The organism is Inquilinus sp. Marseille-Q2685 (assembly GCF_916619195.1).
In the GTDB taxonomy this organism is placed as follows: Bacteria; Pseudomonadota; Alphaproteobacteria; order DSM-16000; family Inquilinaceae; genus Inquilinus.
In genome coordinates this window covers 872,859-896,472 of record NZ_CAKAKL010000002.1, presented here as the reverse complement: position 1 = coordinate 896,472, position 23,614 = coordinate 872,859, and the positions used below count along the sequence as shown (strand labels likewise).

Sequence of the window (23,614 nt, the reverse complement as noted above, 5' to 3'; positions counted from 1 at the left end):
GTTCTTGAGGCGCGCCAGAATAGGGCCGGCGGGCCGCGCCCGCCAGACCCGATCTGTACCCCTCAGCCCGGCCGCTCGAGGGCAGGGCGCAGCGGACGCGGCGCGCCCACCCGGCGCAGCCAGCCGCGGGCCGGCACCTCGACCCGGCGATGCAGCAGGATGGAGAGCGGCAGCAGCGCCGCCACCATCAGGGCGATCACCCCCAGCGACTGCAGGGCGGAGAAGCCGGCCTCCTGCAGGTCGTGTCCTGTCGCCAGGCGCCAGCCGAGATGCACGCTGTCGAGCAGCAGGATCTGCGCGAGATACACGGCATACGAGATCTCCCCCAGGAAGATCATCGGCCGCGTGCCGAGCGCCCGGCCGACCCGCGCCGTGTTCTGCGCCAGGCAGAGGATCAGCAGGCCGAACAGCGGAACCACGAAGACGCCGCGCATGTTCAGGTGCATCGCCAGGACGATGCCGGCTGCCGTGGCCAGCGCCGCGATGTCGGTCGCCATCCACTCCGGGGCGCCGTCCTGCCAGACGCGGTAGAGGATCATGCCGCCGACGAAGCCGAGGAAGCAGCGCGGCACGCCCCAGTCGCTGGTCAGGTCGAGGTCGTGCTGGGGGCCGGCGGAGAGCAGGGCGAAGCCGGCCAGGGTCGTGACATAGAGCAGGAGCAGCCCGGACGGGCGCAGCCGGGCGACGACCGGCACCAGCAGCGGGAAGGCGAGACCGACGATCCATTCGGCGCTGATCGACCAGGACGGCCCGTTCCAGGTGATGGTGTCGTAGAGTCCGGCCGCGTTCAGCAGCAGCAGGCTGCCCGGCAGGGTGGCGAGGGTGTGGCTGCCGCCGAAGGCATCGAGGCCGGTGCGGTCGACCGCCAGCTTCACCAGCTCCAGCAGCACGAAGCCGCCGAGGAGGACGAGGTGCAGCGGATACAGCCGCGCCAGGCGGGCCCGCAGGAACGGGCCCAGCGTTGCCCTGGACGGGCCGTCGGCGAAGCCGCGTCCGTAGACATGCATCAGGATGAAGCCGCTGAGCGAGAAGAACAGGTCGACGAACAGGTAGCTCTTGCCGACGAAGAAGGTCGTATCGGTCAGATGCAGGTTCGGAAACGACCCGACCGAATAGTGGAACAGAACGACGCAGAGCGCGGCGATGCCACGCAGCGCGGTCAGGGCGGGAAAGTATTGCTGCTGGCTGCGGAGGGATGCCTCGGCCATGGCTCCGGAATGCTGTTGTCGATGGCGCCTGATGGACCGAACCATCGGGCCGACGGAACGTTCCCGGGGTTGCGGCGTCCCGCCTCAGCTCCGTCCGGCCAGAGCGTTCTCTTCGACGCCGATGCGGTGGCGCAGCAGCAGGGCGTTGGCGAGCGAGAAGGCGATGGCGATCGTCCAGGCATCGAAGGCCAGCGGCAGCACTGCGATCTCCGCCGCCACGATCAGGTAATTGGGGTGCCTGACCCAGCGATAGGGGCCCCGGCGCACCAGCGGCGCGCCGGGCAGGCTCAGCACCCGCGTGGTCCAATACGGCCCCAGCGTCGCCACCACCCAGACCCGAGCCAGCTGTAGCAGCAGGAACAGGGCCAGCAGCGGCCAGGACGGCACCTGATCGGCCGGGATCAACAGGAAGACTGCCAGAAGCCAGGCGCCATGCAGAAGGATGAACAGCGGATAGTGGCGCGCCCCCCTCTCGACCGCGCCGCGGGCTCGCAGGCGGCTTTCGTTGTGGCGCGCATAGGCCAGCTCGCCCAGGCGCTGTGCCGCCACCAGCAGCGCCAGCCACTGTGCCCAGCCCAGCATCAGCCGCAATCCAGCACGGCAAAGCCGGCGCAGAAGCCGGGACCCAGCGCGCTCAAGAGCCAGCGCCCGGCCATCTGCCGGCGCTTCTCCGCCAGCACGAACAGCACGGTCACCGCCGACATGTTGCCATAGCGGCGCAGCACCGCGCGCTCGGCGGCCATCGCCGCGTCCGGCAGGTCGAAGGCGTCGCGCAGCGCCTCGACCACCTTGGTGCCGCCGGGATGGAACACGAAGCCGGAGAGGTCGCCGAGGGTGAGTCCGTGGCGGTCGAGGAACCCCTCTGCCGCCGGCCGCAGTTCGTGGCGGACCAGGGTCGGGATGTCGCGCGAGAAGATCACGCCGAGCCCGTCGGCCTCGACCGACCAGCCCATCACGTCCAGCGTGCCGGGCCAGCGATGCTCGCCGGTCGGGCCCAGGGCCGGTACGCCGTCCTCCGGCCGGATCAGCGCCGCGGCGGCGCCATCGCCGAACAGCGCGGTGGCGACGACGTTGCTCTTGGTCAGGTCGCCGCGCCGGAAGGTCGGGCCGCACAGCTCCACCACCAGCAGAAGCACGGTGCCCTTCAGCGCGCGCGACAGGGCCGCGGCGCGGGCGAGGCCCAGCACGCCGCCGGCGCAGCCCAGGCCGAAGACCGGCAGCCGCACCGTGTCCGGCCGGAACGGCAGCCGCTCCATCAGCCGGGCGTCGAGGCTGGGCGTGGCGATGCCGGTCGAGCAGATGGTGACGATGGCGTCGACCTCGCCGGCGCCGATGCCGCCCTCGTCGAGGCAGCGCCGGGCCGCGTCCTCAAGCAGGTCCAGCGCCGTGTAGAGGAACACCGCGCTACGGTCGTGCCAGTCATGCGGCGCGAAGTACCAGTCCAGCGGCACGGCGGAGCGGCGGGTGTCGATGCCGGCGGAGTCGTAGATCGGCGCCATGCGCTCGAACAGCTCCGGCCGCGCCGCAAAGACGCGCCGGGCGCCTTCGCGCGCCTCGGCCTGGGTGATCACATGTCGGGGAACGGCCGTGGCCAGCCCCGCGAGCCTGGGCATGCTCTACCTCCGCGGGACACGGCCCCGCTCAGCGTCAGACCAGGGAACTGGTCCGTCCAGGCTGTTCGGAAAGGGTGTCGGCCGCGTTGCTCTCGCAGGGCAGGGTCAGGATGCCGCAGGGCCGGTGATCCGCCGCGGCCGCAGCGCCGTCGCGGCGACCAGGGCGGCGGCGAGGCAGGCGGCGGCGGCGGCCGTCGCCAGCGGCGGGAAACCGGCGGCGGCATAGCCGATCCCGGCCAGGCCGGTGCCGACCAGGGTGCCAAGATAGGTGACGGCGCTGTTCAGCCCCAGCACCGCGCCGCGTGCCTCCGGCTTGGCCCGGGACAGCAGCAGCACCAGGATGTTCAGCCCGAAATGGTTGGCGAAACCCCACAGCCCCGTCAGCGCGGCGATCGCGGCGAAGCTGTGCGCCGCCGGCAGCATCAGCGCATAGATCGCGGCCACGGCCGCCAGCACCAGCGGGAACAGCCGGCGCGGCCCCAGCCGGTCGACCAGCCCGTCGCCCAGGCTGGCGGCGCCGAAGCCGATGCCGTAGGTCAGCACGATCACCCCCGCCTGGCCGGCGCTGAGGCCGAGCGAGGCCCGCACATGGTCGCCGATGAAGGCGTAGATGCCGTAGAAGGACGCCATGAAGCCGAGACAGATCGCCAGCAGCGCCGGCACGCCGGGATAGGCGAGGGGGGCGACCAGCGCCCCCAGGCCGGGCCGCGCCACCTGTGGCCGGGATGGCGGGGCCGGCAGCCGGGTGGTGCCGATCATGGCCAGGACCGCAAGGCCGGCCAGCAGCAGGAAGACGGCGCGCCAGCCCAGTGTCTCCGCCACCAGGGCCGCGACCGGCACCCCGGCGACCAGCGAGATCGACCAGCCGGTCAGCACCCGGCCCAGCACCCGCGATTCCCGGCCCGGCGGTGCGATCGTGGTGGCCAGGGTGTAGATCGAGGGCAGGATGATCCCGGCGCCGACCCCGGCCAGCGCCTGGGCCGCCGCGAGCATCAGCCAATGCATGGCGAAGGCGGAGAGCAGCGTCGCCGCCGCCAGCCCGACCATGCCGCCGAGCAGCGCCCGCCGTGGGCCGATGCGGTCGATCTGCGGCGCCAGCAGGAAGGCCGAGAGCGCGGTCGCCCCGCCATAGGCGGCGATGGCGCGCGACACCGCCACCGGCGTGGCCGCCATCGCCACGGCGACGTCGCCCAGGATCGGGCTCAGCACCAGCGAGTTCGAACCGACCACGGCGATGCCGGCGGTCAGGATCGCGGTCTGCAGCGAGACGGCGCTCTGATGTTGATGGCGTTCGGTCATGAGATAATAATCGCCGAACCTGGTTCGGTCATGAAGGGCGATTCTCGTGGTCATCGAAAATACGAAGGCGGTTCGGCGCCGGCCCGCCGAGGCCCCCTCCGTCGATGCGGTCGACAGAAAGCTGTTAGGGCTGCTGGCGACCGATGCGACGCTGAGCTATGCCGAGCTCGGCCGGGCGCTGAACCTGTCGCCGCCGGCGGTGCATGAGCGGGTGAAGCGGCTGAAGCGCGACGGGGTGATCAAGGCCACGGTGGCGGCGCTGGACGGGCGCAAGCTCGGCAAGCCGATCCTGGCCTTCATCCATGTCAACACGACCGGCTGGGGCAAGACCCAGGAGATGCTCGACCTGGCGCAGCTGCCGGATGTGGAGGAGATCCACACCGTCACCGGCGACACCTGCGTCCTGTTGAAGGTGCGGACGCAGGACGCCCAGGGGCTGGAGGACCTGCTGCGGGTGATCTACGACATCCCCGGCGTCCAGGGCACGCGCAGCTATATCGTGCTCAGCTCGCATCTCGAGCGCGGGGCGCTACCGGCCGGCTAAGCCGCTGGCGACACCTCTGTGGGCTGCGCAGGCCGGAGGCGGCATTCGGCCAGGCGGTCCAGCTCGTCCAGCGCAGCGGCGTGGCGCTGACCCCAGTCGCACAGGGCGCGCAGCACCGGCTCCAGGCTCAGCCCCAGCGGCGTGGCCGAATAATCCACCCGCGGCGGCACCTGGCGGAAGATCTCGCGGTGGACCAAGCCGTGCTCCTCCATCTCGCGCAGCTGCTGGATCAGCACCTTCTGGCTGATCTCGGGCAGAGCGCGCTTGAGCTGCGACAGCCGCCGGGGCCCGTCGAACAGGTGGTAGAGGATGACCGCCTTCCAGCGGCCGCCGACCACCTTGAAGGCGCGTTCCACCGGAAGCACCGGCAGCCGCTTGATCGTCTCGGCCATGGTCACCTTCTGGTCAGTATGGAACGAAAGGGTGTGTAGAGCCGCCCGGCGGCATACTGGCAAAAGGCGCCTCACGCTGTCCAACGCCGGGTGAGGCCATGAAAGCCATTCAGTTCAACCGTTTCGGCGGGCCCGAGGTGCTCGAGATCGTCGAGCGGCCGACCCCGCAGCCCGGTCCCGGCGAGGTGCTGGTCCGGGTGCGGGCCGCCGGGGTGAACTATTTCGAGACGCTGCTGCGCCGGAATCTCTACGCGGTCACGCCCGAGCTGCCGATGGTGCCCGGCGTCGAAGTGGCGGGAGAGATCGAGGCGGTGGGGGAGGGCGTTGATCCTGCGTTGATCGAGGCGCGGGTTGCTGTGCCGATGTTCGCGATCGGCCGGCCCACCGGCGGCTATGCCGAATATGTCGCCATCGAGGCCAGCGCCGTCGTGCCGCTGCCCGGCGGCCTGTCCTTCGAGGATGCGGCGGCGCTGCTGGTGCAGGGGCTGTCGGCGCTGCATCTGGTGCGGCACAGCCCGCCGCGCGGCCGGACGGTGCTGGTCACCGCCGCAGCCGGCGGCGTCGGGTCGCTGCTGCTGCAACTGGCCCGGCACACCGGCGCGGAGCGGGTGATCGCTGTGGCAGGAGGGCAGGAGAAGCTGGATGTCGCCCGCAGCCTCGGGGCGGATCTCAGCATCGACTATGGGAAGCCCGGCTGGGCCGCCCTGGTCCGCGACGCCACCGGCGGCGCCGGGGCCGACATCGTCTATGACACGGTCGGTGGCGATGTGACCAGAGCTTGCCTTGAAGCCCTGGCACCGCGCGGCGAGCTGGTGTTCGGCGCGCTGGGCCGGTTCGAGCTCGGGGCCGCCGAGCTCGAAGGCATGATCCTCCAGAACCAGTCGCTGAAGGGTTTCGCCCTGCTGCCGCTGCTGACGCCCGAAGGCCTGCGTGTCGATCTGGCGGAGCTGTTCGCCCTGGCCGCATCCGGCGCGCTGCGGGTGATCCGGGGCAGCAGCTATCGCCTGGACCAGGCCGCCGAGGCGCACCGGGCGCTGGAGGATCGCAAGAGCACCGGCAAGGTCGTGCTGATCCCGTAGGAAGGCTCAGCCGCGCTCGCGCCGGTAGTGCAGGATCACGGCGCCGGTGTCGAGCGTCCGGTTGTCGATCAGCGTCAGGTCGATGCGGTCGAAGCCCGGCGCGAACAGACGCTGGCCGTCGCCGAACAGGGTCGGCGTCACCATCAGCCGGTATTCGTCGAACAGGTCGCGGGCGACGAAGCTCTGGGCGATGCCGGCGCCGCCGAACATGTACAGGTCGCCGTCGCCCTCCGCCTTCAGCCGCGCGACGGTGCCTTCCAGGTCGTCGCGCACCACCGTGCCGTTCCAGCCGGGATCGCCGGTCAGCGTGGTCGAGAACACGGTCTTGGGCAGCCGGTTCATCACCGCGGCCCAGGGAACGCCCGCCGCCGGGCTGTTCGGATCGGTCTCGGCCGGCTCCCAGAACCCCTTGTTGAACAGGAAGTTGACCCGGCCATAGAGCAGGTGCCCGGCCCGTTCCAGGGCATAGCCGGACCAGTGCGTCGCCAGGTCGTCGGACCATTGCGGCGGCACGAACTCCCCCTTCGGTCCGGTGATGTAGCCGTCCAGGCTGATGAACATCGACAGGATGGCCTTTCGCATGGGTGTCCTCCTGGATCACTTACTAACTGATTGTATGTAGCAACTGGTTGCGTTCTATCTATTCCGATTGCATATTGCAAGCGGAAAAGGAGCGACCCGATATGAGCAGCGAACCGCGATCCGGCTGTCCGATCAATCTGACCCTCGAGGCCCTGGGCGACCGCTGGAGCCTGCTGGTGATTCGCGACATCATGTTCGGCGACCGCCGGCACTTCCGCGAGCTGCTGGTCCAGTCGGAGGAGGGCATCGCCTCCAACATCCTGGCCGACCGGCTGAAGCGGCTGACAGAGGGCGGCTTCCTGACCCGCACCGACGACGAGAGCCACAAGCAGAAGGCGATCTACAGCCTGACCGAGAAGGCGATCCAGCTGGTGCCGCTGCTGGCCCATATGGGCGCCTGGGGCCGCCGCCACCTGCCGGCCACCCGGGACCTGTCGATCCGTGCCCAGCTGCTGGAGGAGGGCGGGCCGGCGCTGTGGGACGAGTTCATGGACGATCTGCGCAGCGCCCATCTCGGCCAGCCGCGCCGGCGCAGCGGCCCGACCGTGGCCGAAAGGTTACGCGAGGCCTTCCTGGCCGTCCGCGCCGCCGGCTGATTTTTTTTGAGGGGCGTGTCGGAACCCCGGCCGGGGGCCCGTCCTTGGGGCATCAGACGCTCAAACCAGGAGATCCCCGTGCCCGCCGCCCCCGCCTCCGACCGCGAACTCGTCCTGACCCGCCTGATCGACGCGCCCCGCGAGAAGCTGTTCCGCGCCTGGACCGAGCCCGAGCTGATGAAGCAGTGGTTCACGCCGCGGCCCTGGACCACCCCGGTGATCGAGGTCGATCTGCGCCCGGGCGGCTCCAACCTGATCGTGATGCGCGGCCCGGACGGCACCGAATCCCCGATGCGGGGCGTCTATCTTGAAGTGGTGAAGAACGAGCGCCTGGTCTTCACCGACGCCTATACCAAGGCCTGGGAGCCGGCGGAGAAGCCGTTCTTCACCGGCATCATCACCTTCGAGGACGAGGGCGGGAAGACCCGCTACACCGCCCGCGCGGTGCACTGGACCGTCGCCGACCGCGAGGCGCATGAGAAGATGGGCTTCCACGAGGGCTGGGGCCAGTGCGCCGACCAGCTGGCGGAGCTGGCCGCCCGAATGTGATCCAGGTGAGCCCAGGAAAGAGGCGTCATTGCGAGCGCAGCGAAGCAATCCAGGGCCGTTTGGCGTGGCCCCTGGATTGCTTCGTCGGCTGCGCCTCCTCGCAATGACAGCCTGTTCTGAACAGCGGCCGGCGGATCAGCCGGCGGTGGCCTTGCTGCGGTAGTGGTAGCGGTACAGCTCGGTTCGGAAGCCGAGCGACCCGTAGAGCGCCAGGGCCGGCGCGTTGTCGGCCACCACCTGCAGGCAGGCGCCGCCGGCGCCCTGGGTCAGGCCCCAATCCATCAGATGGCCGACGGTCCGTGCGGCGTAGCCGCGCTGGCGATGCTCGGGATGGGTCTCGACCGATTCCAGCACCAGCAGCCGGTCGTGGACGACGCCATAGGCCTTGGCCACCACCCGGCCATCGATCCGGCAGGCGGCGAAGGCCTTGGGCAGGACGATGCTGTCGACCATAGCGCCGAAGATCGGGTCGGGCTGGACCGAGCGCAGGGCGAGCCAGTCCTCGTCCGGGCGGTCCGACAGCTCGATATGGGCGCAGTCCCGCGGCCGGTGGTCCGCCAGGTCGGCCAGCAGCGTGGCGGTCTCGCCCTCGGCCGTATAGCCCGCGCGCTCCAGCGGTTCATCCATGCCCGCGGCGATCGACGGCACCCGGAAGCGGGAGGGCTGGCCCAGGCCGCGATAGATCGTTTCCGCCGCGGCGATGATGCCGCCGGGGTCGCGCGGGCCGCCGCGCAGCGGGTTGACCGAGTTGGTGCGCCGCGTGGCGCCGCCGGAGGCGCGCAGCAGCCAGCCGCCCAGCAGCACCTGCCGCGGCGACGGCCAGGCGTTCTGGCAGGCTTCCTCGACTCTCCAGGCGATATCGTCGGCGGACATGGGTACTGACCCCGGAAACGGAAAGGGCCGGACGGCTGTCCGGCCCCCTCTTTATTTAGCGACGATTCAGCGCCGCGGCAGCAGCTTCTGCACCTCGTCGGCGGCGTCGGCCAGGGCCTCCTCCGGCGTCGTGCTCTGCTCCACCACCCGCGACAGGTTGTCGACGATGGTCTGGGTCACCTTGACGCCGTTCGTGCCGGGGAAGGCGTACCAGGGGCGCATCTTCGGCATCTGCTCCAGCCCGGCGCGGAACAGCGGGTTCTGGGCATAGAAGTCGCCGAGATATTCGGGCGACTTGGCCGCCAGCTCGTTGTTCGGGACGTAGCCGGTGCCCGGCACCACCACAGAGGCGCCATAGGGGCCGGCGGCGAACTTGATGAACTCCCACGCCGCCTGCTGCTTCGCCGGGTCGCGGGTCAGCATCACCGCGGCGTTGCCGCCGGTCGGCAGCTGGCCCTTGGCCGGGTCCAGCAGCGGGATCGGCGCGGTGCGCAGCTCGAACTTGTCGCCGACATTCTTGATGGTGTTGCGCAGCGCGCCGGTGGTCTGGAAGGCGAGGCCGACCTTGCCGGCGACGAAGGCCTGCTCGCCCGCCGACTTGGTGAAGACCGGCATGCCGCCCTCCTTCACCATGCGCTGGACCAGGGTGAAGGCGGCCAGGCCTTCCTCGCCGTCGAAGGCGACCTTCTTCTCGTCGGCCGACAGCATGTCGCCGCCGGCGCCGAACAGCAGGGCGCTGAACATCCAATCGTCGCCCTGCCAGCGGAAGTCGATGCCGTCGACGCCGTCGCCCAGCGCCTTGATCTTGGCGCCCAGGGCCAGCACCTCGTCCCAGGTCTTGGGCGGGGTGTCCGGGTTGCCGCCGGCCTTCCGCACCAGGTCGGCGTTCATGTACATGATCGGATTCGAGGTGGCGAAGGCCAGGCCGGCCTGCTGCCCACCGAACTGGGCCAGGCCCAGGATGTGGTCGCTGAAGCCCTGCTCGGCCATGTGGCCGTCCTTCTCGATGAAGGGCTTGAGGTCGACCGAGATGCCGCGCTCCGCCACCACCCGCAGCCGGTTCAGGCCGATGAAGGTGATATCCGGCATCTCGGGGGTGCCGGCCTGGCGCAGGATCTGCTGCAGCCCGTCCTCATAGGTCGGCGAGGGGCTGGCGAACACGATCTTGATGTCCGGATGCTCGGACATGAACTTCTGCGAGATCGTGTCCATCACGTCCTTGAAGAAGCCCGGCATCGGGTAGTGGACGGTCAGGGTGGTCTCGGCCAAGGCCGTGTTGCTCGCGGCGCCGGCCAGGCTCGCGGCCAGCGCCATGCCCGCCAGCGCGGTTCGGATCAGTTTCACGGATTGCCCCTCTGTAGGAAGAAACGCGACCGGGTCAGCCCTTCAGCCCGGTCAGGGTGATGCCTTCGATGAAGCGGCGCTGGGCGGCCAGGAAGGCGGCGACCAGCGGCAGGGTGACGATCACCGTCGCCGCCATCAGCGCGCCGTAGTCGTCGCCCGCCTCGGCGGCGCGGAAGAACAGCAGGCCCAGCGGCGGCGTCGCCATCTTCGTGTCGCTGACCACGATCAGCGGCCAGAACAGGTCGTTCCAATGGGCGACGACCGAGAAGATCGCGAAGGCGGTGATCGCCGGCCAGGCGTTCGGCACGATCACGCGCCAGACGATCGCCAGCTCCGACATCCCGTCCAGCCGGGCCGCGGCGATCAGGTCGTCCGGCATCGCCCGGAAGAACTGCAGGAACAGGAAGATGCCGAACACCGAGATGGTGAAGGGCGCCACCAGCGCGACATAGGTGTTCAGCGTGCCTGTGGCCGACAGCGCCACATAGATCGGCAGGGCGATGGCGTGGATCGGCACCAGCAGGCCCAGCATGATCATGGTGACCATTGCCCGGGATCCGCGGAAGCGCAGCTTGGCCATGGCATAGGCGCAGGGCACGGCGACCAGCACCTGCAGCACCAGGATCAGGCCGCAGACGACGACGCCGTTCAGCAGGATCTGCGCCATCGGCACCCGGGTCAGCGCCTTGGTGAAGTTCTCGGCCAGCGCCCAGCGCTGCGGCAGCAGCGACAGGGAGGAGGAGAAGATCTCGTCCTGCGGCTTCAGCGCGACCGACAGCATCCACAGATAGGGCGCGACGAAGACCAAGGCGCCGGCTGACAGCAGGGCCAGGCGCAGGCCACGCAGGATTGTCCAAGGCTGGCTAGTCATGCGTAGTGCACCCGCCGGTCGAGCACCCGGTACTGCAGCAGCATCAGCACCACCAGCACGGCCAGGAACACCACCGTCATCGCCGAGGCGTAGCCGACCCGGAGATAGACGAAGCCTTCCTGGTAGATGGTCCAGAGCAGCACCTCCGACGCCTTGTTCGGGCCGCCCTGGGTCAGGGTGCCGACGGTCTCGAACACCTTCACCGCATTGACCACGCTGATGGTGATCACGAACAGCGTGGTCGGCCCCAGCATCGGCCAGGTGACCAGCCGGAACCGCTCCCAGGCGCCGGCGGCGCCGTCGATCTCGGCGGCGGCGTACAGCTCGCGCGGGATCGCGGTCAGCCCGGCCAGGAACAGCACCATGTTGAAGCCGACCGACTGCCACACGCCGATCAACGCCAGGCTCAGCAGCACGGTCTTGCTGTCGCCCAGCCAGTTCGGGCCGCCGAGACCGAAGAGGCGCAGCATCTCGTTCACTGGGCCGATGCTGGGGTGCAGCAGGTATTGCCAGACCGTGGCCATGGCCACCAGCAGCGAGGCGACGGGCAGGAAGTAGACGGTCCGGAACAGCGCACGGCCGCGCGTCTCCGCCTCGATCAGCAGCGCGACGCCCAGACCCAGCAGCACCGAGGCCGGGGTGACGATGGCGGTGTAGATCGCGGTGTTCTTCAGCGAGATCAGGAAGGTGCGGTCGCCCAGCAGCTCGGCGTAGTTGTCGAGGCCGATGAATTTGATGCCGTCATAGCCCAGCTCGTAGTCGGTCAGGCTGAAGCCCAGCACCGCCAGGGTCGGGGCCAGGATCAGCGCCGCCAGAAGCAGCACCGCCGGGGCGGACAGGCGCCAGGCGGCCAGGCCCTCCGCCCGCGCCGCGGCCCGGGCGGCCCGGCGCGCGGTGCCGTCGTCGAGGGTGAGGTCAGCCATGGGCGGCGATCCGCAGCGGCGCTGCCGTCACCGGCAAGCGGCTGCCTTCGGGGCCGAAGACCAGGACGTCGGCGGCGTCCACCGCCAGGGTTGCCGAGGTCCCGGGCGCCAGCTCGGCCGCCAGGGCCGGAGCGGTCTTGGCGACCAGCTCCGCGCCATCGGCGAGCGTGAGGAACACCAGCAGCTCGGAGCCCAGGAACTCCAGCCGGCGCACCGTCGCGGCCAGGCCGGGCTGGCCCGGCATCAGGAAGCGCAGCGCCTCCGGCCGCACGCCCAGCGTCACGGCAGTGCCGGGCGTGGCCTCGACGCCGTCGACCAGGATCCGGCCGCCGATGCGGGCGGCGCGGGTCTCGTCCAGCACCGCTTGCAGCAGATTGATCCGCGGGCTGCCGATGAACTGCGCCACCTCGACATGCGCCGGGTCGGCATAGACCTTCGCCGGGCTGTCCAGCTGCAGCAGGCGGCCGCCCATCATCACCGCCACCCGGTCGGCCATGCTCAGCGCCTCGGACTGGTCGTGGGTGACGTAGAGCGTGGTGACGCCGGCGCGGCGGTGCAGCTCGACGATCTCGCCGCGGGTGTGGACCCGCAGGTTGGCGTCGAGGTTCGACAGGGGCTCGTCCATCAGGAAGGCGGCGGGCCGGCGCACCAGGGCGCGCGCGAGGGCCACGCGCTGGCGCTGGCCGCCGGACATCTGGCCCGGCTTGCGGTCCAGCAGATGGTCGATCCGCAGGCTGGCCGCGGTTTCGCGCACCCGGGCCTGAATCTCCGCGCGCAGGGCGCGCTGGCCGGGCATCACGTTGCCGATGAAGGGCAGGCGCTGGGCCGTGGTCAACCGCCGCATCGCCAGCGGCACGGCGATGTTCTGCCCGGCGGTCAGATGCGGGTACAGGGCGTAGGACTGGAACACCATGGCGATATCGCGCGCCGCCGGGCGCAGCGCGGTGATGTCGCGGTCGCCCAACTGCACGGATCCGGTGTCGGCATGCTCCAGCCCGGCGGCGATGCGCAGCAGGGTGGTCTTGCCGCAGCCGGACGGGCCGACCAGGGCGATGAACTCGCCCGGCGCGGCCTCGATGGTGACGTCCTGCAGGATTCGATTGCCGCCGAAGGCCTTGGAGATACGGCGCAGGGCGAGCCCGGTCACGAGGCGGCCTCGGCGGGCTGGTGGCGCGGATAGACCTCGTGGATCACGTCGTCGATCACGAAGGGCCGCAGCTCCGGCAGCTCGATGATCTCGCTCGACACCGTCTCGTCCAGCGTGTGGGTCACGGCGCCGAGGATGCGATCGCCCGGCATGTCGCGCTCCATCGGCCCGACGATGAAGCCGGAGGAGGGGCCCCAGACATAGCGGGTGCCGAGATGGGCGCCGGTCCAGGCCCGATGCAGGTGGCCGCTGGCGACCAGGGCCACCCCGTGCCGTTCGAACAGCTCCAGCAGCCGCCGGCGCGGCGCCGGGCGGATGCTCCAATAGCCGGTGTCGCCCTCGTCGGGTCGATCGACGAAGATCGGCTTATGGGTGAAGACGACGACGCCGCGGCCCTCGCAGGCCTCCAGCACCCCCTCCAGCCAGGCGAATTGCGCCGCCTCCTCCTCGTCGCCGCTGCCGATGATCTGGCTGTTCAGCCCGACCAGGCGCCAGCCGGGTTGGTCGTGCACCCAGCGGTCCGGCCCGATGATGCGGCGCCAGCGCTCCAGCCGCTCCCGGTTCGCCGGCTGGCGGGTGCCGGGCAGGTCGCCGACATCGTGGTTGCCGGGCACCGACAGCACCGGGAAGGGCAGGGTGCGCAGCAGCCCGGCGCAATGCTCCAGATCGGCCTCGACATCGGCCCCGTCGACGCTGAGATCGCCGGTGTGGACCACCAGATCCGGCCGCGCGGCCTGCAGCCACTCCGCCAGCGGCGCCCAGTTCGGCGCGAAATGGCGCTTGCCGGGGCTGAGATGGGTATCGGTGATCTGGATCACCCGCACGGTCGGCTCCTTTGCTGCTGCCGATCGCCCCGGACGTCATGGCAAAGCACCCGCGCATCGGGCGGCCCGACGAGCGGCGGCAATCGGATGTGTCGAAAAGCGAGCTCTGGTGCCGCGGCCGGTATCCGGTTCCGCTGCGTCTCGCGGCGCGCGGATGATAGGAGCCGGAGATGACGGATCTGTTGCGACCCGATGAAGAATCGATGTCCAGGGGAAGCGGATCGGCGGTCGACGCCGTGAAGCATCGGCGGGGATCATGGCCCGGGCGACTCGAAGAAGGCGGACGGATGATCGTTCAGACGGTCGGAGCAGCATGGCGGTGACCGGGGCGGCGCCCCGCCGGAGATCGCCGCTGCTGATGGCGCTGGTGCAATGGAACCGCGCCACCATCCCCTGGCCGGTCGCGCTGCGCAACGCGCTGGCCGTGGCGCTGCCGGTGGTTCTCGGCGTGCTGTCCGGCCAGACCGATGTCGGGCTCGCCGTCGCTGGCGGCGCGCTCAACGTCGTCACCTCGGACGCGCCGGGGCCGCATGCGCTGCGCCTGCGCCGCATGCTGCTGATCTCGCTCGGCGCCGGGCTCGCGGCCCTGGCCGGCTTCTCGCTCGGCACGCAATGGCTGCCCTTCCTGCCGGTGCTGGCCGCGTCGGCCTTCCTGCTCGCCATGCTGGTGGCGCTGGGGCCGGTGGCGACGCAGGGCGGCACCGCCGTCCTGATCGTGCTGGTGGTGACCGCCGGCACCGCCGGTCACGGCTTCGATCCGTGGGCCGCCTCCGGCCTGTTCTTCGCCGGCGGCCTGCTGGCGACGCTGTTCTCCGTCGCCGCCTGGCCGCTCAGGATCTACCAGCCGGAGCGCGACGCGCTGGCCTCGGTCTACCGCATGCTGTCGGAGATCGCGCGGGCGATGCCGGACGACACCGAATTCATGCCGCTGGCCGATTCCCTGGGCGAGGCGCAGCAACTTCTGGCCCGCAGCGGCGCCGCCCGGATCCGCGGGGTGGAGGCGTTCCGGGTGCTGCTGGGCCTGGCCGAGCGCATCCGGCTCGAGCTGCTGGCCCTGTCCGACCTGCGCGGGCGGGTGGTCGACCCGGCGCTGCCGGCCGTGATGCGCCAGGCGGCGGTGGTGCTGCGCAGTCTCGGCATGGCGCTGCGCCAGGGCCGGCCGATGGAGGGCGGGGCGGCGCTGAAGGGCTTCGAGGCGGCGCTGGCCGGGCTGCGCGACGCCCGCCACGCCACGCATGATCCGCTCCCCCGCTCCCGCCTGCATCTGGCGGAGGCAAGGGCGATCGGCCTCGCCGGTGCGCTGCGGGCCGCGATCCGCAACTCGGCGGAGGCCGGCGCCCGCGGCGACCGGCGGGCGGCCGAGCGCGACGCCCCGCAGCCGGCGGCGCTGCGCCCCCGCGCGCCGCCGGCGACGCCGCGCGCCAGCCTGTCGCTGTCCTCCGCCGCCTTCCGGCATGCGTTGCGGCGTACCGTCTGCGTGGTGGCGGCGGAGGCGCTGGGCCGCGCCATCGGCCTGCCTCAGTACTACTGGATCGCCATGACGGTGGTGATCGTGCTGAAGCCGGATTTCGGCGGCACGGTCAGCTTCGGCCTGCTGCGCATGTTCGGCACGCTGGCCGGCCTGCTGGTGGCCTCGGCCGTCGTCTATCTGGTGCTCGACCATCCGTTGGCCCAGGCGCTGCTGATCGCGCCGCTCTATTTCGGCTTCCGATACCTGGCGCCGGTCCATTACGGCCTGGCGGTGTCGCTGCTGACCGCCGTGGTCGTGCTGCTGCTGGGTCTGGCCGGGCAACCGGCCGGCCACACGCTGCTGGACCGCGGCGCCGCGACCGTGCTGGGCAGCCTGCTGGCGCTGGCCGCGTATCTGCTGTGGCCGACCTGGGAGCGAGGGCGTGAGCGGCCGGTGATCGCCGCCATGATCGACGCCTATGCCGCCTATCTGGCGGCACTCCTCGGCACCGACGCAAGGGCCCAGGCCGAGGCCCGCACCGCCGCCCGCGCCGCCCGGGTCAATGCCCAGGCCTCGGTCGAGCGGCTGCGGGTCGAGCCGGCCGATCCCGAGCAGCCGGCCCGGGCCGAGGCGATCTTCGCCAACGCCAACCGCATCCTGCGCGCTGGCATGGCGCTGGAAAGCGCGCTGCACGACCATGGCGCCGCGGCGCTCGCGAAGCATGCCGCGATCGGCTCCTTCGGCCACGCCGTCGCTGCGGCTCTGGGCGAACTGGCCTCCGCGCTGCGCGACCACCGGGCGCCGGCGATCCCCTCCGACCTGCCGGCGCGTCATCGGGCGTTGGCCGAGCTGCTCGACCCGGCCCGCCAGCCGGAAGCGGATCTGCCGGTGATCATGGCGCTGCTCGAGGCGACCGACCGGATGGTCGACGCCGTCGAGGCGCTGGCCGGGGTGATCGGGGCCGGGGCGGTGGCCTAGCGTCCCCGATCTCGGCGACACTGCCGGGCCGGGACTAACCGGCCAGGGACGGAGGAACGCCATGACGGTCAAGGGAAGCTGCCATTGCGGCGCGACGCAGTTCGAGGTGCCCCAGGCGCCGGAGACCGTCACCCGCTGCACCTGCTCCTTCTGCGCCAAGCGCGGTGCCTTGTGGGCCTACTACCCAGCCGCCCAGTTCAAGCTGCTGACGGCGCGCGACCGGGTCTCGACCTATCAGTGGCGCAGCTACACCATCCAGCACCACCACTGCGCCATCTGCGGCTGCGGCACCTATACCGAGACACCGGATTTCAGCACCGGCCGGCCGGATTTCAGCAACCCCAAGATCAGCATCAACGCCCGTCTGCTCGACGATTTCGACCTGGATGCGGTGCCGGTCCAGGTGATCGACGGCAAGAACCTCTGGTAGTCAGCGGCGGCGGGCCGGGGTGCCGCCCTCCAGCAGCCGGACCAGGCGCCGGTTCTGGCGGGAGCGCGCCGCGTCCAGCGGCGAGCCGCCGAACTGGTTCCGCCGCTGCGGGTCGGCGCCGCGATCCAGCAGCAGCTTCACGGCCTCGATGCGGTTCTGCATCACGGCCTCGTGCAGCGGCGTGTTCCCCAGTTCGCCAGATGCGTTCACATCGGCGCCGCCCTCCAGCAGCGCGGTGATCTCGTCGATGCGGCCGCGGTTCGCCGCGACATGGATCGGGGCGTCGCCGAAGACCCCGGCCTGGTTCACGTCGGACAGGTCGATGCCGGCGAAATCCGGCAGGTTCTCGTCCTTGTAACGTCTCAGCACGTCGTCCGCGTTCATCAGCATCGTCTCATGGGTTCAGCGGAGCCGGTCAGGCCGCGTCGCGCCGCAGCGCGGCAGTCTCGACCACGGCGGCAATAGCGTCGAGCAGCGCGGTGTCGTCGCCGGCCATGCCCTCCATCGACGCCATGCGGGCGATCACCGTGGCGGCCACGCTCTCCTCCACCGTGCCCTCGGCATAGGCGTAATAGATCACCGCGCGCTCGCCGTCGCGGTGGCAGCGCCCTTCGATCTGCTGCAGCTGGATGGCGCTATGGCGCATATCGTGCACCACCAGCGACCGGTCGCGCTCGCCGCCCGGCAGCTCGCCGCGATGCAGCGAGATCGATTCCGTCACCGTGAACAGCACGGCGTCCAGCCGGCCGGTCTGGAAGGCGATCCGGACATCCTCGTTGGCATCGGCCGACTGCGTGCCGTTGATCTCGCCGACCGACCAGCCGCGGCCGCGCAGCGTCTCGGCCAGCATGGCGCTGGTCTCCAGGAAAGCGACCGAGACCGCCACCTGCTGCCCGCTGGCCAGCAGGTCCTCGCAGAAATCGGCGGTGCCGGCGATGCGCAGCAGGCTGGCCTTCTGGCGGAAGCGCAGGTCGGCCGCCCAACCGGTGGCGCGGCGGGTGCTGCCGCCCGCCAGGCCCAGCTCGCGCCGGAACTCGCGCCAGGTCGCCTCGTAGAGCCGCCGGGCCGGGGCGTCGAGGGCCGTCGGCGCCAGCTCGCGCTGCACCTCTGGCCAGCCGGCGATGTCCTCCGGCCGGCGGCGCAGCCCGATCGCCCTGGGGCCCCTGTACAGGAGGTCGGCCATCACCCGTCGGTCCTCCGGGTTCGGCTCCCAGCTCCAGTTCTGCCAGCGGCCCTTAGCGCGGCCGATGCGCAGCCGCTTCATCAGGGCCCGGAACCCGTCGAGATCGCCGGTGCCGCCGCCTGTGGCCTCGCCCAGCAGCCGGCCGAGATAGGACAGCTCGTGCGGCGCCTGGCCGGCGGTGGCGCTCATATAGATGGTGAAGGCGGCGGCCGCGGCCATCTGCCGGCAGACCAGCCCCTGCTGCGAGTTCGGGTTGCGGATGCGGTGCGCCTCGTCGATCACCACGATCGGCCAAGTCCGCTTCGGCGTGCCGTGCTTCGCCAGCTCGTTGTTCTTGGCCCGGGTCGATCGCTTGGTGCTGACCGGCGGCGGCGCCAGCAGCGACTTGGTCTTCTCGAAATTGATCAGCGTCACCCGCTTCGCCGCGTTTCCGGAGCGGGCGATGGTCCGGCGCCATTGCGGCACGGCGCCCTTCGGGCAGACCACCAGGACCTCGTCTTCCGGCATCGCCGCGACCGCCAGCCAGGCCGACAGGGTCTTGCCCAGCCCGGTCAGGTCGCCCAGCAGGAAGCCGGGCCGTCCCGCCGCCCGCGCCGCGAGGATGGCGTCGCGGGCCACCAGCTGGTGCGGCCGCGGCACGAAGCGGGGGCCGTCATCGGCGGGGCGGGTCTTGGCGGCCGGATCGATGGTCTCCATCGCCGCCTTCTGGCCCGATCTGCGGCGAAGCGCAATGGCACCGGCTCGCGATTCCCGATCGGCTGCCTGCCAGGACGTCGTTCCAATGTCCAGGTCAATGGTATGATGTTTTTGTTACGACGTTGTTTTTACTTTGTTTTTATGGATGGGCGGGAGCATGGTGCGCCGCGTCATCCCCGAAAACGATCGCTTGCGATCAGAGGTTTCCATGAGGAAGAGCTTATTCTGTGGCGCCGCGCTGGCGGTTCTTGCCGCGACATGCGCGGCCCAAGCCGAGGACGCGAATGTGACCTCGGGCCTGCAGCTCAAGCTTTCGGGCCGCATCGGCTTCCTGGCGGGCGTGCTGTTCAACGACAATCGCAACGGCGACATCGATCGCGACTACGATTTCGAGTCGGGCGCGCGGCTGCAGTTCGACGTCAAGAACGTCACCGATTCGGGCCTGGAATACGGCGCCCGCATCCGCTTCAACAATGTCGACCGCCGCAACGACGTCACCGTCGACCGCACCTATGTCTACCTGAAGGGCGGCTTCGGCACGGTGACCCTCGGCGATGCGCCCTATATCGCGGAGGACTTCCACGTCTACGCGCAGCAGACGCTGGGCTCGAAATTCGGCCTGGACACCGACTGGGGCAACGGCTTCCGCAGCCCGGGCACCTGGATCGGCGGCAGCGACGCGTTCTTCGCGGTGGCGCCATACCAGCAGTTCGGCGGGATCAACACCAAGGACACCAAGGTCAAGTACACCTCGCCGAGCTTCGCGGGCCTGTCCTTCGGCGTCGACTTCACGCCCGTCGTCGGCGGCAACGGCCATGCCGGCAATGGCGGACGCAACGACCTGATCAACGACAGCAGCACTCTCTACGAAAACGTCATCGGCGGCGGCATCGACTACCAGCAGACCTTCGACGGCACCGCGGTCCGCTTCGCCGGCATGGCCTATAACGGCAACGGCGTCAGCGGCAACCACGACCTCGAGGCCTACTACCTGGCCGGCCAGATCGGCTTCGCCAACGGCATCTGGGCCAGCGCCAGCTGGACCCATTTCTCCAGCACCTTCCGGGCCGACAAGGCGATCGACTCGATCGTCGGCGACCTGTCCTACACCACCGGCCCGTGGCTGGCCTCGATCGGCTATGCCTATACGACGGCCGAGAAGAACAACGGGCTGAACTCCAGCTTCACCGACGGCGACGACCTCAAGACCAGCCACAACGTGATCGGCACGCTGGTCTATAATCTCGCGCCGGGCCTCGATGTGTTCAGCGAGCTCCGCTACGAGAAGGACGAATTCCGCCAGGGCTCGGACTTCGAGACCTCGTCCCTCAGCGTCGGCAGCATCCTCAACTTCTGATCCGGACCGGGGCGTGGTCCTGCCGCGCCCCGGCTATTCTCAGGCCAGCTTGATCCCCAGCACATTGGCGCCGGTGTAGAGCCCCAGCAGCACGATGGCGATGCTGCTGATCACCAGCAGCGCGTTGAATGCCGCCCCGCCATACAGGTCGGGATCGGTCTCGGACCGCCGCAGGTACCAGACCGCCACCACCGCGGCGAGCAGGAAGATGCCGGTCGCCACCCCGCCGATCTGGATCATCAGCACCGGCGACTGCACGGTCATGTAGGCCAGCCCCCAGATGATCGGCAGCGCCACGGTGAAGATGCGGATCCAGCGCGTCCGCTGACGCGTGTCGTGCCAGTCCACCGCGCCGATGACGGCGAGCAGGTTGACATACATCCGCGACCAGCTCGGGATCGAGGCCCACAACGTCGAGCCCAGCACCGCGATCGCGCCGATCAGGAACAGGAACCCGGCCCATTCCCCGAGCGTGTCGGTGTACATGCGCGAGACGGTGGTGATCATCTCGTTGCCGGCCGGCACCAGCCCCTGCGGGTTCAGCACCGCTGCGCCCATGATGTAGAAGGCGATGGTCGAGAAGGTGTAGATGCACCAGGACAGGAAGGCGTCCTTGTACATCACGCTGATCCAGCCCCGGGCGCGGCGCTTCCAGGCCTCGCTGCCGTCATTGGGGCCGACCGACCGGGCATAGCCCTTCTCCACGCACCAGTAGGTGTAGAAGGTCAGCTCGTCGGCGCCGACGCCGGTGATGCCGAACATCGCGATCGCCGCGCCCACCGCGCCTGCCGGGATGGTCAGGGCCAGCCCCGTCGCCAGGTCGCCGGCAGCATAGGGGTAGGGCGTGAAGGGCAGGCCCAGCGCGATCACCACCGTGACGAAGGAGAAGACCACGACCAGCAGCACCGCGCCGCGCTCGATCAGGGTGTAGTTGTTGGAATAGAGCAGGGCGATCGAGATGCAGACCAGCAGCGCCGTCCAGATCCCGAGCGACGTGGTGCCGAGCGGGTCGCCGCCCAGCGGCAGCAGGATCGAGAAGGCCAGCGCGGTACCGCCCAGCACGCCGCCGACCTGCAGGATCTTCGACAGCGCCATGATAACCCACAGCAGGTTGACCCAGCCGATGCGCCCGACGGCCGGCGGCACCTTGTTGTAGCCGGTCAGGGCCGGCTGGCCGGTGGATATGGTCCAGCGTGCCAGCTCGACCTGCACGGCCACCTTCACGAAGGTCGAGAAGATCACCATCCACAGCAGGGCGAAGCCCACCTGCGCGCCCAGGGTGGTGGTGGCGACCAGCTCGCCGGACCCGACGATCGAGGCCGACAGGATCAGCCCGGGCCCGAGATGCTTCAGGCTGGCGGCCCAGCCGGTGGGCGGCTCGCGCACGCCTTCCGGCGTGAGGTGATAAGGATCGTCGAAATCTGCGGCTCGCCGTTCAGCGATGTCGGTCATGGCCGTTTCCCCTTCTCAGCTCCGTGCATCCCGCCCGATCGTCGTCGGGCTTGCAGATGCGGCCAGTTGCGACGGGTATCGTCCGACATTTCGGCGCGGACGACGAGCCCAAACCGCACTGGGCTTCTGGGACCGCTATCCTGCCCGCAGGTATTTCGCGCTGCCGTCGTGCTCGAACAGATACAGCAGGGTGCGCAGCGCCTGGCCGCGCGGCCCTTCCAGCTCCGGATCCTTGTTCAGCACCAGGGCGACGTCGTCCCGGGCCACGGCCAGCAGGTCGCCCTGGGATTCGATGTCGGCGACGCGGAATTCCGGCAGGCCGCTCTGCCGCGTGCCCAGCACCTCGCCGGCGCCGCGCAGCCGTAGATCCTCCTCGGCGATGCGGAACCCGTCCTCGGTCTCGCGGATCGTCGCCAGGCGCTGCCGCGCCGTCTCCGACAGCGGCGGAGAGTAGAGCAGGATGCAGCGTGACGCCGCATCGCCACGTCCGACCCGGCCGCGCAGCTGATGCAGCTGGGCCAGGCCGAAACGCTCGGCATGCTCGATGACCATCACTGTCGCCGCCGGCACGTTGACGCCGACCTCGATCACCGTGGTGGCGATCAGCAGGTCGATGCCGCCCTCGGCGAAGCCGGCCATGACAGCATCCTTCTCGGCCGCCTTCATCTTGCCGTGCACGAGGCCGACCTTCTCGCCGAACATGCGGCGCAGGTCGTCGAACCGGTCGGTCGCGGCGGCCAGGTCGCTGGTCTCCGATTCCTCGACCAGCGGGCACACCCAATAGGCCTTGCCCCCGCCGGCGAGATGCCGGCCGATCCCGGCCACCACCTCGTCGATCCGCTCGGCCGAGACGGCACGGGTATCGACCGGGGTGCGGCCCGGCGGCTTCTCGGTCAGCTTCGAGACCTCCATGTCGCCATAGGCGGTCAGCTGCAGCGTGCGCGGGATCGGTGTCGCGGTCATCACCAGCACGTCCACACCCTGGCCCTTGGCCGAAAGCTGCAGCCGCTGATGCACGCCGAAACGATGCTGCTCGTCGATCACGGCCACGGCCAGGTCTGCGAACTCGACGCTCTCCTGGAACAGGGCATGGGTGCCGACGGCGATGCGGATCGACCCGTCGGCGAGCCCGGCCAGGGTCTCCTTCCGCACCTTGCCCTTGTCGCGGCCCGTCAGCAGGCCGGGCTCCAGCCCGACCGGCTGCAGCAGCGCCGCCAGCGTCTCGCGATGCTGCCGCGCCAGGATCTCGGTCGGGGCCAGCAGTGCCGCCTGGCGCCCGTCCTCCACCGCCGCCAGCATCGCCAGGAGGGCGACCACGGTCTTGCCGCTGCCGACATCGCCCTGCAGCAGCCGCAGCATCCGGTTCGGCGCCGCCATGTCGGCATAGATCTCGGCGAGGGCCAGGCGCTGGGCGCTGGTCAGGGCGAAGGGCAGTGCGGCCTCGACCTTTTCGCGCAGCGATCCGTCGCCGGTGGTCGGCCGCCCGGGGCGCTGGCGGGTGGAGCGGCGGAACAGCGCCAGCGCCAGCTGATTGGCCAGCAGCTCGTCATAGGCCAGGCGCTCCCGGGCCGGGGCGACGGGCAGCAGGTCGGCCGCATCCTCCGGCGCATGGGCCCGGCGCAGCGACTCCCGCCATCCGGACCAGCCGCGGCGCTGCAGCCAGGCGGCGTCCTGCCATTCGGGCAGCTCCGGCGCGCGGGCGACGGCATCGGCGATCACCTTGGCGAGGGTGCGCGGCTGCAAGCCGGCGGTCAGCGGGTAGATCGGCTCGACCACCGCGATCGCCTCGCGCTCCTCCAGCGTGCCGACCCGGTCGGGATGCGGCATCTGCAGGTTGCCCTGGAACTGCTCGATCCGGCCCGAGACGATCCGGGTCTGGCCGATCGGGAAGGTCGTCTCCAGCCATTTCGCCTGAGCGTGGAAGAAGACCAGGTCGATCTTCCCGGTCGGATCCGAGGCGCGGACCCGGTGCGGTGCGCGGGCGGACGAGCCCCAGATATGGCCGTCGATCCTGAGGGTCAGGGTGACGATGCTGCCGGTCTGGGCCTCGCGCAGGCTGACCACCCGGCGCCGGTCGATCACGCCCGAAGGCAGGTGCCACAGCAGGTCCAGCGCCTTCGGCCCGGCCAGCCTTTCGATCAGCCGCGCGGTCTTCGGGCCGATGCCGTGCAGGGATTCGATGGCAGCAAAGAGCGGGAAGAGGATTTGCGGACGCAAGGCTCGG

Annotated in this window: 23 protein-coding genes; 7 read left to right on the top strand and 16 right to left on the bottom strand. The window is 70.3% G+C overall.

Translation table 11 applies throughout. The features are described from left to right. Positions 1-62: 62 nt before the first annotated feature. The 4 genes from LG391_RS13300 to LG391_RS13285 form a co-directional block, all read right to left on the bottom strand. Positions 63-1,208: an acyltransferase gene (locus tag LG391_RS13300; RefSeq protein ID WP_225768481.1), complete on the bottom strand. Its 1,146-nt coding sequence runs from the start codon at positions 1,206-1,208 to the stop codon at positions 63-65. Between the two features lie 84 nt (positions 1,209-1,292). After that, on the bottom strand, positions 1,293-1,790 hold the full coding sequence (locus LG391_RS13295; protein ID WP_225768480.1) for an isoprenylcysteine carboxyl methyltransferase family protein: 498 nt from the start codon (positions 1,788-1,790) through the stop codon (positions 1,293-1,295). Then, positions 1,790-2,821, bottom strand: a complete 1,032-nt coding sequence (locus tag LG391_RS13290; RefSeq protein ID WP_225768479.1) for a type III polyketide synthase — start codon at positions 2,819-2,821, stop codon at positions 1,790-1,792. Before LG391_RS13290 ends, LG391_RS13295 begins: the two co-directional genes overlap by 1 nt. Positions 2,822-2,926: 105 nt before the next feature. Continuing rightward, complete coding sequence (locus tag LG391_RS13285; RefSeq protein ID WP_225768478.1) at positions 2,927-4,120, bottom strand: MFS transporter; 1,194 nt, start codon at positions 4,118-4,120, stop codon at positions 2,927-2,929. A 46-nt stretch (positions 4,121-4,166) separates the two neighbouring features. Here LG391_RS13285 and LG391_RS13280 point away from each other — a divergent pair, with 46 nt between their 5' ends. After that, complete coding sequence (locus tag LG391_RS13280) at positions 4,167-4,664, top strand: Lrp/AsnC family transcriptional regulator (protein WP_225768477.1); 498 nt, start codon at positions 4,167-4,169, stop codon at positions 4,662-4,664. On the opposite strand, the gene LG391_RS13275 is transcribed toward LG391_RS13280, so the two are convergent. Further along, on the bottom strand, positions 4,661-5,056 hold the full coding sequence (locus tag LG391_RS13275; protein WP_225768476.1) for a helix-turn-helix domain-containing protein: 396 nt from the start codon (positions 5,054-5,056) through the stop codon (positions 4,661-4,663). The genes LG391_RS13280 and LG391_RS13275 overlap by 4 nt on opposite strands. A 98-nt stretch (positions 5,057-5,154) precedes the next feature. On the opposite strand from LG391_RS13275, the gene LG391_RS13270 reads away from it, so the two are divergent. Beyond that, positions 5,155-6,135: a zinc-binding dehydrogenase gene (locus tag LG391_RS13270; protein ID WP_225768475.1), complete on the top strand. Its 981-nt coding sequence runs from the start codon at positions 5,155-5,157 to the stop codon at positions 6,133-6,135. Positions 6,136-6,141: 6 nt separating this feature from the next. Here LG391_RS13270 and LG391_RS13265 read toward each other — a convergent pair whose 3' ends face one another. After that, positions 6,142-6,717: a dihydrofolate reductase family protein gene (locus LG391_RS13265; protein ID WP_225768474.1), complete on the bottom strand. Its 576-nt coding sequence runs from the start codon at positions 6,715-6,717 to the stop codon at positions 6,142-6,144. Positions 6,718-6,818: 101 nt separating this feature from the next. On the opposite strand from LG391_RS13265, the gene LG391_RS13260 reads away from it, so the two are divergent. Then, positions 6,819-7,313 (top strand): helix-turn-helix domain-containing protein, encoded by a 495-nt coding sequence (locus LG391_RS13260; protein WP_225768473.1) that lies wholly within the window; start codon positions 6,819-6,821, stop codon positions 7,311-7,313. Positions 7,314-7,391: 78 nt separating this feature from the next. Further along, entirely contained in the window at positions 7,392-7,862 is a 471-nt protein-coding gene (locus LG391_RS13255; RefSeq protein WP_225768472.1) for an SRPBCC family protein, read from the top strand. A 135-nt stretch (positions 7,863-7,997) separates the two neighbouring features. Here the strand turns inward: LG391_RS13255 and LG391_RS13250 are convergent, their stop codons facing one another. From LG391_RS13250 to LG391_RS13225, 6 genes are all read right to left on the bottom strand, one after another. Beyond that, positions 7,998-8,735, bottom strand: a complete 738-nt coding sequence (locus tag LG391_RS13250; protein ID WP_225768471.1) for a GNAT family N-acetyltransferase — start codon at positions 8,733-8,735, stop codon at positions 7,998-8,000. 66 nt (positions 8,736-8,801) lie between these two features. Next, positions 8,802-10,079 (bottom strand): ABC transporter substrate-binding protein, encoded by a 1,278-nt coding sequence (locus LG391_RS13245; protein ID WP_225768470.1) that lies wholly within the window; start codon positions 10,077-10,079, stop codon positions 8,802-8,804. Between the two features lie 34 nt (positions 10,080-10,113). Then, a complete protein-coding gene (locus LG391_RS13240; protein WP_225768469.1) occupies positions 10,114-10,950 on the bottom strand; it encodes a carbohydrate ABC transporter permease in 837 nt (278 codons plus the stop codon). Beyond that, positions 10,947-11,873 (bottom strand): carbohydrate ABC transporter permease, encoded by a 927-nt coding sequence (locus LG391_RS13235; RefSeq protein ID WP_225768468.1) that lies wholly within the window; start codon positions 11,871-11,873, stop codon positions 10,947-10,949. Before LG391_RS13235 ends, LG391_RS13240 begins: the two co-directional genes overlap by 4 nt. Beyond that, on the bottom strand, positions 11,866-13,020 hold the full coding sequence (locus LG391_RS13230; protein WP_225768467.1) for an ABC transporter ATP-binding protein: 1,155 nt from the start codon (positions 13,018-13,020) through the stop codon (positions 11,866-11,868). The genes LG391_RS13235 and LG391_RS13230 overlap by 8 nt, the downstream gene beginning before the upstream one ends. After that, on the bottom strand, positions 13,017-13,844 hold the full coding sequence (locus LG391_RS13225) for a metallophosphoesterase (RefSeq protein WP_225768466.1): 828 nt from the start codon (positions 13,842-13,844) through the stop codon (positions 13,017-13,019). Before LG391_RS13225 ends, LG391_RS13230 begins: the two co-directional genes overlap by 4 nt. Positions 13,845-14,157: 313 nt before the next feature. On the opposite strand from LG391_RS13225, the gene LG391_RS13220 reads away from it, so the two are divergent. Next, the gene (locus LG391_RS13220; RefSeq protein WP_225768465.1) at positions 14,158-16,272 is read left to right on the top strand and encodes an FUSC family protein; all 2,115 of its coding nucleotides are present in this window, start codon (positions 14,158-14,160) and stop codon (positions 16,270-16,272) included. Between the two features lie 61 nt (positions 16,273-16,333). After that, positions 16,334-16,702 (top strand): GFA family protein, encoded by a 369-nt coding sequence (locus LG391_RS13215; protein ID WP_225768464.1) that lies wholly within the window; start codon positions 16,334-16,336, stop codon positions 16,700-16,702. On the opposite strand, the gene LG391_RS13210 is transcribed toward LG391_RS13215, so the two are convergent. Both LG391_RS13210 and LG391_RS13205 read right to left on the bottom strand, forming a co-directional pair. Then, positions 16,703-17,086: an ankyrin repeat domain-containing protein gene (locus tag LG391_RS13210; protein WP_225768463.1), complete on the bottom strand. Its 384-nt coding sequence runs from the start codon at positions 17,084-17,086 to the stop codon at positions 16,703-16,705. It lies immediately after the preceding gene. A 31-nt stretch (positions 17,087-17,117) separates the two neighbouring features. Next, entirely contained in the window at positions 17,118-18,581 is a 1,464-nt protein-coding gene (locus LG391_RS13205; RefSeq protein WP_225768462.1) for a DEAD/DEAH box helicase family protein, read from the bottom strand. A gap of 145 nt (positions 18,582-18,726) precedes the next feature. Here LG391_RS13205 and LG391_RS13200 point away from each other — a divergent pair, with 145 nt between their 5' ends. Then, positions 18,727-19,938, top strand: a complete 1,212-nt coding sequence (locus LG391_RS13200) for a porin (protein ID WP_308013047.1) — start codon at positions 18,727-18,729, stop codon at positions 19,936-19,938. 39 nt (positions 19,939-19,977) lie between these two features. Here the strand turns inward: LG391_RS13200 and LG391_RS13195 are convergent, their stop codons facing one another. Further along, a complete protein-coding gene (locus LG391_RS13195; RefSeq protein ID WP_225768460.1) occupies positions 19,978-21,390 on the bottom strand; it encodes an Nramp family divalent metal transporter in 1,413 nt (470 codons plus the stop codon). A 135-nt stretch (positions 21,391-21,525) separates the two neighbouring features. Further along, the gene (gene recG / locus LG391_RS13190; RefSeq protein ID WP_225768459.1) at positions 21,526-23,607 is read right to left on the bottom strand and encodes an ATP-dependent DNA helicase RecG; all 2,082 of its coding nucleotides are present in this window, start codon (positions 23,605-23,607) and stop codon (positions 21,526-21,528) included. Positions 23,608-23,614: the final 7 nt, after the last annotated feature.

What these genes read in the sequence shown, in the direction of transcription:
- LG391_RS13240 (WP_225768469.1), bottom strand. Translation starts at nt 10,950, where the DNA reads ATGACTAGCCAGCCTTGGACAATCCTGCGTGGCCTGCGCCTGGCCCTG.
- LG391_RS13265 (WP_225768474.1), bottom strand. Translation starts at nt 6,717, where the DNA reads ATGCGAAAGGCCATCCTGTCGATGTTCATCAGCCTGGACGGCTACATC.
- LG391_RS13285 (WP_225768478.1), bottom strand. Translation starts at nt 4,120, where the DNA reads ATGACCGAACGCCATCAACATCAGAGCGCCGTCTCGCTGCAGACCGCG.
- LG391_RS13195 (WP_225768460.1), bottom strand. Translation starts at nt 21,390, where the DNA reads ATGACCGACATCGCTGAACGGCGAGCCGCAGATTTCGACGATCCTTAT.
- LG391_RS13290 (WP_225768479.1), bottom strand. Translation starts at nt 2,821, where the DNA reads ATGCCCAGGCTCGCGGGGCTGGCCACGGCCGTTCCCCGACATGTGATC.
- LG391_RS13270 (WP_225768475.1), top strand. Translation starts at nt 5,155, where the DNA reads ATGAAAGCCATTCAGTTCAACCGTTTCGGCGGGCCCGAGGTGCTCGAG.
- LG391_RS13260 (WP_225768473.1), top strand. Translation starts at nt 6,819, where the DNA reads ATGAGCAGCGAACCGCGATCCGGCTGTCCGATCAATCTGACCCTCGAG.
- LG391_RS13200 (WP_308013047.1), top strand. Translation starts at nt 18,727, where the DNA reads ATGGGCGGGAGCATGGTGCGCCGCGTCATCCCCGAAAACGATCGCTTG.
- LG391_RS13300 (WP_225768481.1), bottom strand. Translation starts at nt 1,208, where the DNA reads ATGGCCGAGGCATCCCTCCGCAGCCAGCAGCAATACTTTCCCGCCCTG.
- LG391_RS13295 (WP_225768480.1), bottom strand. Translation starts at nt 1,790, where the DNA reads ATGCTGGGCTGGGCACAGTGGCTGGCGCTGCTGGTGGCGGCACAGCGC.
- LG391_RS13215 (WP_225768464.1), top strand. Translation starts at nt 16,334, where the DNA reads ATGACGGTCAAGGGAAGCTGCCATTGCGGCGCGACGCAGTTCGAGGTG.
- LG391_RS13210 (WP_225768463.1), bottom strand. Translation starts at nt 17,086, where the DNA reads ATGAACGCGGACGACGTGCTGAGACGTTACAAGGACGAGAACCTGCCG.
- LG391_RS13275 (WP_225768476.1), bottom strand. Translation starts at nt 5,056, where the DNA reads ATGGCCGAGACGATCAAGCGGCTGCCGGTGCTTCCGGTGGAACGCGCC.
- LG391_RS13220 (WP_225768465.1), top strand. Translation starts at nt 14,158, where the DNA reads ATGGCGGTGACCGGGGCGGCGCCCCGCCGGAGATCGCCGCTGCTGATG.
- LG391_RS13205 (WP_225768462.1), bottom strand. Translation starts at nt 18,581, where the DNA reads ATGGAGACCATCGATCCGGCCGCCAAGACCCGCCCCGCCGATGACGGC.
- LG391_RS13235 (WP_225768468.1), bottom strand. Translation starts at nt 11,873, where the DNA reads ATGGCTGACCTCACCCTCGACGACGGCACCGCGCGCCGGGCCGCCCGG.
- LG391_RS13250 (WP_225768471.1), bottom strand. Translation starts at nt 8,735, where the DNA reads ATGTCCGCCGACGATATCGCCTGGAGAGTCGAGGAAGCCTGCCAGAAC.